Origin of the sequence: Enterobacter cloacae complex sp. P27C (genome assembly GCF_014895705.1) — a bacterium.
Lineage (GTDB): Bacteria > Pseudomonadota > Gammaproteobacteria > Enterobacterales > Enterobacteriaceae > Enterobacter > Enterobacter bugandensis.
In genome coordinates this window covers 176,751-186,202 of record NZ_JADBQB010000006.1, presented here as the reverse complement: position 1 = coordinate 186,202, position 9,452 = coordinate 176,751, and the positions used below count along the sequence as shown (strand labels likewise).

The 9,452-nt window shown below is 56.2% G+C and carries 8 protein-coding genes; all 8 read right to left on the bottom strand.

The annotated features are described in order from the left end of the window. Positions 1 to 36: 36 nt before the first annotated feature. Positions 37 to 3,411 carry an exodeoxyribonuclease V subunit gamma gene (recC, locus tag IM291_RS14165; RefSeq protein ID WP_048999251.1) on the bottom strand — a complete coding sequence of 1,125 codons (3,375 nt, stop codon included), beginning with the start codon at positions 3,409 to 3,411 and terminating at the stop codon, positions 37 to 39. Positions 3,412 to 3,423: 12 nt separating this feature from the next. Next, a complete protein-coding gene (locus tag IM291_RS14160) occupies positions 3,424 to 3,747 on the bottom strand; it encodes a prepilin-type N-terminal cleavage/methylation domain-containing protein (RefSeq protein ID WP_048999250.1) in 324 nt (107 codons plus the stop codon). After that, positions 3,732 to 4,133, bottom strand: a complete 402-nt coding sequence (locus IM291_RS14155) for a DUF2509 family protein (RefSeq protein WP_048999249.1) — start codon at positions 4,131 to 4,133, stop codon at positions 3,732 to 3,734. Before IM291_RS14155 ends, IM291_RS14160 begins: the two co-directional genes overlap by 16 nt. After that, complete coding sequence (locus tag IM291_RS14150) at positions 4,130 to 4,690, bottom strand: prepilin peptidase-dependent protein (protein ID WP_048999248.1); 561 nt, start codon at positions 4,688 to 4,690, stop codon at positions 4,130 to 4,132. Before IM291_RS14150 ends, IM291_RS14155 begins: the two co-directional genes overlap by 4 nt. Next, positions 4,681 to 5,145 carry a prepilin peptidase-dependent protein gene (locus IM291_RS14145; protein WP_028014283.1) on the bottom strand — a complete coding sequence of 155 codons (465 nt, stop codon included), beginning with the start codon at positions 5,143 to 5,145 and terminating at the stop codon, positions 4,681 to 4,683. Before IM291_RS14145 ends, IM291_RS14150 begins: the two co-directional genes overlap by 10 nt. A 184-nt stretch (positions 5,146 to 5,329) precedes the next feature. Then, complete coding sequence (thyA, locus tag IM291_RS14140) at positions 5,330 to 6,124, bottom strand: thymidylate synthase (RefSeq protein WP_048999247.1); 795 nt, start codon at positions 6,122 to 6,124, stop codon at positions 5,330 to 5,332. Positions 6,125 to 6,130: 6 nt separating this feature from the next. Continuing rightward, positions 6,131 to 7,006 (bottom strand): prolipoprotein diacylglyceryl transferase, encoded by an 876-nt coding sequence (lgt, locus tag IM291_RS14135; protein ID WP_028014284.1) that lies wholly within the window; start codon positions 7,004 to 7,006, stop codon positions 6,131 to 6,133. Positions 7,007 to 7,198: 192 nt separating this feature from the next. Beyond that, entirely contained in the window at positions 7,199 to 9,445 is a 2,247-nt protein-coding gene (gene ptsP / locus IM291_RS14130) for a phosphoenolpyruvate--protein phosphotransferase (RefSeq protein ID WP_028014285.1), read from the bottom strand. Positions 9,446 to 9,452: the final 7 nt, after the last annotated feature.

Genomic DNA, 9,452 nt, shown 5'->3' with positions numbered 1-9,452 from the left:
ATGAACACCCCATACTGCGCAATTTTTATACAGCACTCAGGACTGATTAAACTTAAACAACGGTAACAGGTAGCGCTGTGCCTCTTCCTTAATAGCCTCGAAGTATTCTGGCTCAAGCGTTCGCCATAGACGTTGATACCAGACATCCTCACCTTCACCGCGTACCATCATGTTTCCTTCATAGGCCTGCATAAATTTACTGCGTGCTTTCTGCAGCGAAGCCTCATCCGTTAACATCGCATCATTCTGCGCGTCATAACAGGCTTTTATCCACGCACCGCCACTTTCGGGCAGTAACAGGAGGGGTTTGTTCATTCCCTGAAGATAGCCCTCAATATACAAGGACAGATAGCGTAACGCCTGTTCTGATTCCATAGGTGGGAAGCGCCATTCGCCCTCTTTGCGCACGAAGATCCGGCTTTCACCTTTATTCCCACCCGCACTGTAGACAAGATGTTCCAGCCAGAGTTGCAATCCTTGTGAAACGCTGAGCAGAGAAGGCCGCCAGCGCAGTAGCCCATCTGGCTGAACCTGGGTTAGCCAGCCCGTGAGCTGTATGCCCTTGCAGCTGAGATCGATTTCGATGCTGTGTCCGGGCTGGCGGTGCTCCCTGACGCGCTCCGCCAGAGCGGTCATCTCCTGGCACTGCGCCTCCCAGACGATTTCCCCAAACGCACCGTAAGGTAGTTGCCCTGCGGCACGGTAGCGGCGGTAAAGTTTGTCTGCATCTTCCTCTTCAACCAGCGCATTAAGCAGTTGAAGGTTTAGCTGATAGCGCTCCAGCCCATCCAGAGTAAAGGGTTCTGCATCAGGAATTTCGCTCTCTTCAGAGCGGAAGTTGACCTGTAATCGCTGCTGGAAGAAGGCGCGCACCGGATGCGCCCAAAACCGCTGAAGCTGTTCGAAAGTCAGAGTGTTGATGGGCAGCGGATCAAGCGGCTGAATAAAATCCGTATGGGCTCTCCCCTCTTTTTTCGCTGCTGGCAGCCATTCGCGGGCATAGCTCTGCTGTTCGCTGACAATATAGTTTACCGGGTCAAACGGCATGCGGCTGTGGATACAGGTAATGTGCGCCTTCACCCGCTGCTCGCTTTCGTCGCAGTTAAGCGCCTCATCCCCAGCCAGATAGTGGCTCTGGCCGATATAGTCCACCAGTTCCTGCACCAGAACGGAGGGGAAGCGCTCGCTGTTGTCCTGAATGGAACGACCGATATAGCTGATATAGAGCTTACTTTGAGCGGAGATGAGCGCTTCAAGGAAGAGATAGCGGTCATCATCACGACGGCTACGGTCCCCCCGCTTTGGATCTGCGTTCATCAAATCGAACCCCAGCGGTGCCAGGGCCCGAGGATAAATACCGTCGTTCATGCCGAGCAGGCAGACCACCTTAAAGGGAATTGAGCGCATTGGCATCAGGGTACAGATATTGATGGGGCCTGCCAGGAAACGCTGGCTGATTCGCTCCTGGTCAAGGCGCTGCGTCAACTCATCTCTCAGCAGCGACAAAGGAATCACTTCGCGATAGTGGGAATTCACGCCCTCGTCAACGATAGCCTGCCACTGCGTTTCAATGAGCGCCATCGCCGCTTCGGTGTCGTTGTCTGGCAGGAAGAAATCATTAAGTAACGCCCTGCACACCGGGAGCCACTCTTCAAGAGGACGCGGCTGCATTAGCTCACGGCGCCAGCGGTTAAGCTGCATCAGCAAAGAAGCTAAATGCCCTACCAGGTCAGCAATCAAACCGCTGGACTCATCGTAAGGCAGCACTTCGTTCCACTCGCCCTGGCTGCTCTCCATGGCGTAGCCCAGCAGCATACGCGTCAGGCCAAACCGCCAGGTATGCTGGCCGGTTGGGGGAAGCTCGAATTCCTGGACGTTATCGTCATCGATGCCCCAGCGAACGCCTGATTCGTTTACCCACTGGCGAAGGTAGCGCAGCCCTTCTTCATTGATGTTGAAGCGGGCTGCCAGCACGGGAACATCCAGTAACGCCAGAACATCTTCGGAGATAAACCGGCTATCCGGCAGTGAAAGCAGGGTGATAAATGCCTGCAATGCCGGGTGAGACTGACGGGCACGACGGTCAGAGATGGCGTAAGGCAGATATCGCTCACCCGTCGCACTGCCGAATACGGCCTGAATAAAGGGACTGTAGCTGTCGATGTCCGCCACCATCACCACGATATCGCGCGGCGTCAGTTCAGGGTCGTCCTGCAGCATCGCCAGCAGCCGATCGTGAAGCACTTCGACCTCACGCTGCGGGCTATGACAAACATGGATCGTGATACTGCGATCCTCAGCATCCAGCTTCCGCTTGCTGTCGCTGCGCTCAAACTCTTTCGCCGTCACGCCCATGACGGCGCGGTTCTCCAGATCCAGAATATCTAACTGAATATTATGCAGCAGACTATCCGGGGCGATCTCGACAAAGGCGTCAACGTCACCTTCGCCTGATGACGTAATATCGGAGAGCATGTGAATGTAATCACGCCCCAGCTTCCCCCATGAGGCAAGCAGTGGATTGGGCAGGTTCTGGATGCCGTCTTCATCAAAAAGCTGCCCGGCAGTCGAGCCGTCTTTAAACAGCGGGACGGATCGTTCTTCAAAAAGGCGCTTTCGCTGGCGAGTCACCAGCCGCGCAAGCCAACGTTCGTCGAGGATATCCCCCCAATACTGTCGGCAAGGGTTGGTGAACAAAATATGAATATCGATATGTTTACCCAGCGCATTCAACGCTTTCAGATAAACAGGCGGTAATGCGGATATCCCACAGATAAAAACGCGTGACGGCAGTCGGGCTGGACGCGCCGACGCATTTTCGAGTATTGAGATAAACCGATCGTACAGGTTGGCACGGTGCCACTTAGGCTGCCCAAGTTTCTCCGTATGCTCGACCAGCGCTTTCCAAAGCGGTGCCTGCCATATTTGCGCCTCCGGTAACCCTTCAACCAGTTCGCCCGCTTCCCAGCGAATTAACCAGTCAGAACGGTAAACAAGATATTGGTCGTAGAGATCGGCGGTGCGCGACGCCAGCTGGAACAGCTTGCGCTTATCGGTATCGTCATTGAGGTAGTGGCGCAGCATGGCGAATTCATCATGCTGGAGCATCTCCGGCAGCAGCGCCATCAGCTTCCAGCTCATGCCCTGCTTGTTGAAGGCGCTCTGCTCGGGGATGTCCGGTAACACGCGAACAAACATCTCCCAGATAAAGCTCGCGGGCAGCGGGAAATCAATATTCGCGGCAATGCCAAACTTACGGGAAAGCGACATTTGCAGCCACTGTGCCATACCGGTGCTCTGCACCAGCACCATTTCAGGCTCAAAAGGATCGTCGAGCCGCTCGCGCTCAACGATAAATTCCATCAGTGCTTCCAGCACATCCAGACGATTTGAGTGGTAGACCCTTAACATAGACGCTCCCGACTACTGGCTAACCGGGCAATGCAGACGCGTTATTTCACCGCGTCGCCCCAGAGGAGAAATAAGTGTAACCGTGATGCTGACACATCCTGCGTGCGTTGTCTGCACCCGACTGACCTGCCAGCCTGCGGGCAGAACATTTGTTGAGAGCTGAGCCTGATTCCAGGCATGGTGCCAGAGCTGACGATACTGGTTAAACAGCGTAAACCGCGCCGCCAGCGCCCGATGATAGCCGGCCAGTGCCGTGACGATGATGACCAGCAGCATCATCGCCAGCAGGACCTCAACCATGCTAAATCCTTTTTCTTTGCTTACGGCAGCTGGCATAGCGAACGCTCCTTTAGCGGGCAAAAATCACTCCAGCCGTGAGGCGAAAAGCGAATATTACCGTCAATAATCTCTCCTGAACGCCAGAGCAGCAGGTCGTTGACTCCGGCAATCAGTAAAACAGTGGTCTCACTCAGCCGCCGCAAACACACTTGCCAGGCGGGTGCCTTTTTGCACTGGACTTCAGGAGCGGGTGACCAGCTCTGAACGCGCCCCCACTCAAGCGCTGACTGTACAGAAGCCTGCTGCTGCAGCGAACGGCTCTCACCGCCAACGAGCGCGCTGAACGTTGTCAGCTGCTGGTTAAGGCCGGTGAGGATCAGCGTACCAAGCACCAGTAAAAGTAGAACCAGCGCCAGCGAAGACATACCGCGTTGACGGTTCACAGGTTGTACCCCGTGACCGTATACAAAGCCTGATAAGGCTCTCCTTGATCGCCGTTGCGCAGGGCGGACAGTTCGATATTCAACTCCGGCGCAAACCCGGCGTGTGTTACTTTCCTCACCACAAAATGCGCGATGGCGAGCCTGTCCGGGTTCGTGAGCTTTTCCCATCCCTGACCTTCACACGAGGTTGCCCCACGAAGCGTTTCCAGCGCGCCCGATTCCAGACGAAAACCGGTGCTGTCGTTTTCTGATGCACTGCGATCCCAGCGACCGTTACTGTTGGCATCCCACCGAACAATGACGCAGCTGCCCTGCCTTGCGATCGCCAGCCCTTGCCCCTGGCAGTTCCCCGCACAGTAACCCGCACGCTGAAGCTGTTTGCCGAGAGCAAACAGGCGCTGCCAGACCTCTTCTTCCAGCTCTCTCTGGCCGGATTGCAGTAATACCGCCTGATGCAATCCGGGTAGAAAGCGCGATGCGCCAATCAACAACAGGCTACTGATGGCCGTAGCAATCAGAACTTCTGTCAGCGAGAAACCGCGTTGTCTCATCGACATGAACCTCCTTGTGAGACCTTACACATTCTGATGCGCCCTCCGTCTGAGACCAGGATAAGCCATTCTCCGGCACGGCTTTGCAGGCGTATCCGCCCTGCCCATGCCGTATCCCTTAACCCATAGAACCCTAATGAAGGTGTGACCTCGCTCACCGCGACCTCTGGCCAGAGTGGAATCAGAACAAAGGGGCTGCCCTTCTCACAGCCTTGTACGGCAGCGCTCACCAGACACTCCAGACCCCCAACCCGCAGCTGGGTTATGTGATGATCGCGGTTGTACCTGTTGGCATCATTTCGCAGAAACACCAGATAGTCGCGCACCTGGCCGGCGGTTTGCCACAGCCGCTGCTGCCGCTGCCAGCTGTCCCAGCCGTACAGACCTGAGGCGCTGAGTATGACAACCAGCGAGACTGCCACCAGCGTTTCGATAAGCGTAAAGCCGTTCTCTTTTTTCATGCGGGAAGTGTGGCGATTCGCCTTGGGCGTGGCGAGCGGTGAATAATGTTTTTACGAGGCGTTATCCGAAATATCAGGAGAGTTGCAGCGCGTTGCACGTTTTCTGGATAACGCCTCGGAAAACGAAATAAAGACGAAAAAAAACCGGCGCTAAACAGCACCGGTTATGTCACGCTTTACCGCATCAGATAGCGACAGGCGCTTTGATGCCAGGGTGCGGGTCGTAGCCCTCAATCTCAAAATCATCAAAGCGGTAATCGAAGATCGATTCCGGTTTGCGTTTGATAATCAGCTTCGGCAACGCGCGCGGTTCACGAGTGAGCTGAAGATGCGTCTGTTCCATATGATTGCTGTAAAGATGGGTGTCCCCACCTGTCCAGACGAAATCACCCACTTCCAGGTCGCACTGCTGCGCCATCATGTGGACTAACAGCGCATAGCTGGCAATGTTAAACGGCAGGCCGAGGAACACGTCACAGGAGCGCTGGTAGAGCTGGCAGGAGAGCTTGCCGTCTGCGACATAGAACTGGAAGAACGCATGGCACGGAGCCAGCGCCATTTTGTCCAGCTCGCCCACGTTCCAGGCGGAAACGATGATTCGGCGCGAGTCCGGATCGTTTTTCAGCTGGTTCATCACGGTGGTGATCTGGTCAATATGGCGGCCATCAGGCGTTGGCCATGCGCGCCACTGCTTGCCGTAAACCGGGCCCAGGTTGCCGTTTTGATCTGCCCATTCGTCCCAGATGGAGACGTTATTTTCGTGCAGATACGCAACGTTGGTGTCGCCTTGCAGGAACCAGAGCAGTTCATGAATGATCGAGCGCAGGTGGCAGCGCTTCGTCGTCACCAGAGGGAAGCCTTCTTGCAGATTGAAGCGCATCTGGTGGCCAAAAATGGAGAGCGTACCGGTACCGGTACGGTCGTTTTTCGGCGTGCCCTCATCGAGCACTTTTTTCATCAATTCAAGATACTGTTTCATGGTTCCTCAGGAAAGTTGTTGCTGTGGACGACGACGATACGCCCAAATCATCATAATGGCACCCGCGACAATCATCGGAATGGAGAGGATCTGCCCCATGCTGATGTACTGTACCCATTCGCCGGTAAACTGCGCATCCGGCTGGCGGAAGAATTCAACGATGATGCGGAACGCGCCATAGCCAATCAGGAACAGTCCGGAAACAGCTCCCATCGGGCGCGGCTTGCGAATAAACAGGTTGAGGATGATAAACAGCACCACGCCTTCCAGCGCCAGCTCATACAGCTGGGACATATGACGCGGCAGCACGCCGTAGGTATCGAAAATGGACTGCCACTCCGGGTGCGACGGCAGCAGCGCGATATCTTCCGCACGGGAGCCCGGGAAGAGCATCGTGTACGGTACGCTTGGGTCAACGCGGCCCCACAGCTCACCGTTAATAAAGTTGCCCAGACGACCCGCCCCCAGACCAAACGGGATCAGCGGTGCGATAAAATCAGACACCTGGAAGAAGTTACGTTTGGTGCGTTTGGCAAAAATCACCATCACCAGGATCACCCCAATCAGGCCGCCGTGGAAGGACATGCCGCCGTCCCAGACGCGGAACAGGTAGAGGGGATCGTTCAGGAACACCGGGAAGTTATAGAACAGTACATACCCAATACGGCCACCGAGGAACACGCCGAGGAAGCCCGCGTACAGCAGGTTTTCAACTTCGTTTTTGGTCCAGCCGCTGCCAGGACGGCTGGCGCGACGGCCCGCGAGCCACATGGCAAAAATAAAGCCCACCAGGTACATCAGACCGTACCAGTGAAGCGAAACAGGTCCTACTGAGAAAATGACCGGATCAAATTCCGGAAAATGCAGATAACCACTGTTCATCTGTCACCACAAGATGTTGTTATTCCGCTGAAAGTGGACAGCGGTAGACATGCGATTCTGCCTTAAGCAGAGGCTCCAAAGTTGCGAATCATAGCATAAGGCGGGCGCGGAGGATGCGCCAGAGATGTAAAAGATGTGTATAGGTTTTTGTGCGCACTGGCGCCCTCTCCACAAGGAGAGGACGAAAGACGATTAGCGACCACCGCGGATCAGGCCGCCCATACCGCGCCGTTCCATAAATGCCGCCACCTGGTGACGAACCTCTGCGGCCAGCTGCGCCTCAAGGCTGCGCTCAGCCAGCTCGCGGGCATCATTGATGTCGATATGCCGCAACAAATACTTCACGCGCGCTACTGCGCGGCCGTTCATTGACAGATGGCGATACCCCAGACCAATCAGGATCGCGACGCACATAGAGTCTCCGGCCATTTCACCGCACAGGCGGAGATCAATACCGTACTGTTCCGCCTCACGGGCAATCATCGCCAGCGCGCGAATGATCGCCGGGTGCAGGCTATCGTAGATACTGGCGACGCGGGTGTTGTTCCGGTCGACGGCCAGAATATATTGCGTCAGGTCGTTGGTACCGACAGAGATAAAATCAACGCGATTTGCCAGCTGCGGCAGCATAAAGACCATAGATGGCACTTCGAGCATGACGCCGATCCGTGGTTTCGGGATCGCATAGCCAATCATCTCTTCCACTTCACGACCAGCACGTTCGATCAGGCGCCGCGCTTCGTCGATTTCATCTATGCTGGTGACCATCGGCAGCAGGATACTGAGATTGCCCGTCGCGGCGTTGGCGCGCAGCATTGCGCGCACCTGGATCAGGAAGATCTCCGGCTGATCGAGCGTAATACGGATCCCGCGCCAGCCCAGACACGGGTTCTCTTCGCTGATGGGCATATACGGCAGCTGTTTATCCGCCCCGACATCCAGGGTTCGCAGGGTGACAGGCTTGTCGTTGAACATCTGTAACATCCCCTGATACTGCGCCACCTGCTCCTCTTCGGAGGGGAAACCGCTCTGCAGCATGAAGGGGATTTCAGTGCGGTATAAACCGATCCCGTCGATTCGGCTGCCAAGCTTCTCTTCGTGCTCGGGGCTTAAGCCGGCGTTGAGCATGACTTTGATCCGCTCTCCGCTTTTAAGCTGCGCGGGCAGGTTAACGTCATCTTCCGCCAGCTTGCTTAATTCATTCTCTTCGCTGATGAGACGCTGATATTCCTGGAGCAGAACCGGCTCAGGATCGACCAGCAGTTCACCGCGGTAACCATCAACCACCAGCGTGCGCCGGTGCAGCACCGAGGGCTGAATATCCGCCCCCATAACGGTAGGGATACCGAGCGCGCGCACCATAATGGCGGCATGGGAGTTCGCTGCACCATCACGTACGACAACCCCGGCGAGTCTGTCCTGCGGCAGCTCGGCCAGCGTTGTTGCCGAAAGTTCATCGGCCACCAGCACAAACCGTTTCGGCCAGGCATTCGGCCCCTGAATGGTATCATCGAGGTGGAACAGCAGGCGCTGTCCCAGCGCGCGGAGATCTCCCGCCCGCTCTTTCAGATAACCGTCGGTCAGTGCAGCGAACTGCTCGGCAAATTTTTCGATGACCTTTTTAACCGCCCACTCCGCGACTGCGCCTTTATCAACCTCAGCAAAAAGCTCACGGCGCAGACGCGCGTCGGAAAGCAGGTGCGAGTAGAGGTCGAAGATGGCCGCCGTCTCTTTTTGCGCACCAGCGGCAAAGCGCTTGCTGTAGCGACGGAACTCATTGGCCGCCTCTTCCAGCGCGGCGGTAAGACGCTCGCGCTCCAGCGCTTCATCAAGCGTAGAGGCTTCGTAGACCTGCTCCATCAACGGCAGCGTGGCGTCCATCCAGCCTTCCGCAATCGCCACCCCTGGCGATGCCGGAAGGGCGCGAATGCGCGTATGGCGGTACTGACCAAAGAGCGCAGCAAGCTGAGACTGAGAGAGGATCGCCGCCATCTGTGTCGCCAGCGTGACGAGGAAGGACTCTTCGCTTTCATCATACTGACGCAGCTCGCGCTGCTGGACGACCAGCACACCGAGTAGCTGACGGCGCTGAATAATCGGCACACCCAGAAACGCGCGGAAGCGTTCTTCTTTTACGGAAGGGATGTATTTAAAGCTGGGGTGTTTTTGCGCGTCGGCAAGGTTGATAGGTTCAGCCAGCCGCCCAACCAGACCGACGATACCCTCATCAAATGCGAGCGTTACGGTGCGCCCCCGCGGCTTTTTCAAACCGCGGGTCGCCATCAGGTAATAGCAGCGCCGATCGTGGTCGGCCAGATACACCGAACAGACCTCGGTCTCCATCGCAAGACAGATGTCAGTGACCAGAATATTCAGTGCCTCGTTAAGGCGCGGAGCGCTGGCCACCTTCTCGACTATTTCTCGCAAGCGGGTGAGCATGATTTGC

Bases quoted from the DNA above. Each gene is read 5' to 3' on its own strand.
- recC (WP_048999251.1), bottom strand. From the start codon at position 3,411: ATGTTAAGGGTCTACCACTCAAATCGTCTGGATGTGCTGGAAGCACTG.
- IM291_RS14160 (WP_048999250.1), bottom strand. From the start codon at position 3,747: ATGCCAGCTGCCGTAAGCAAAGAAAAAGGATTTAGCATGGTTGAGGTC.
- IM291_RS14150 (WP_048999248.1), bottom strand. From the start codon at position 4,690: ATGTCGATGAGACAACGCGGTTTCTCGCTGACAGAAGTTCTGATTGCT.
- IM291_RS14145 (WP_028014283.1), bottom strand. From the start codon at position 5,145: ATGAAAAAAGAGAACGGCTTTACGCTTATCGAAACGCTGGTGGCAGTC.
- thyA (WP_048999247.1), bottom strand. From the start codon at position 6,124: ATGAAACAGTATCTTGAATTGATGAAAAAAGTGCTCGATGAGGGCACG.
- lgt (WP_028014284.1), bottom strand. From the start codon at position 7,006: ATGAACAGTGGTTATCTGCATTTTCCGGAATTTGATCCGGTCATTTTC.
- ptsP (WP_028014285.1), bottom strand. From the start codon at position 9,445: ATGCTCACCCGCTTGCGAGAAATAGTCGAGAAGGTGGCCAGCGCTCCG.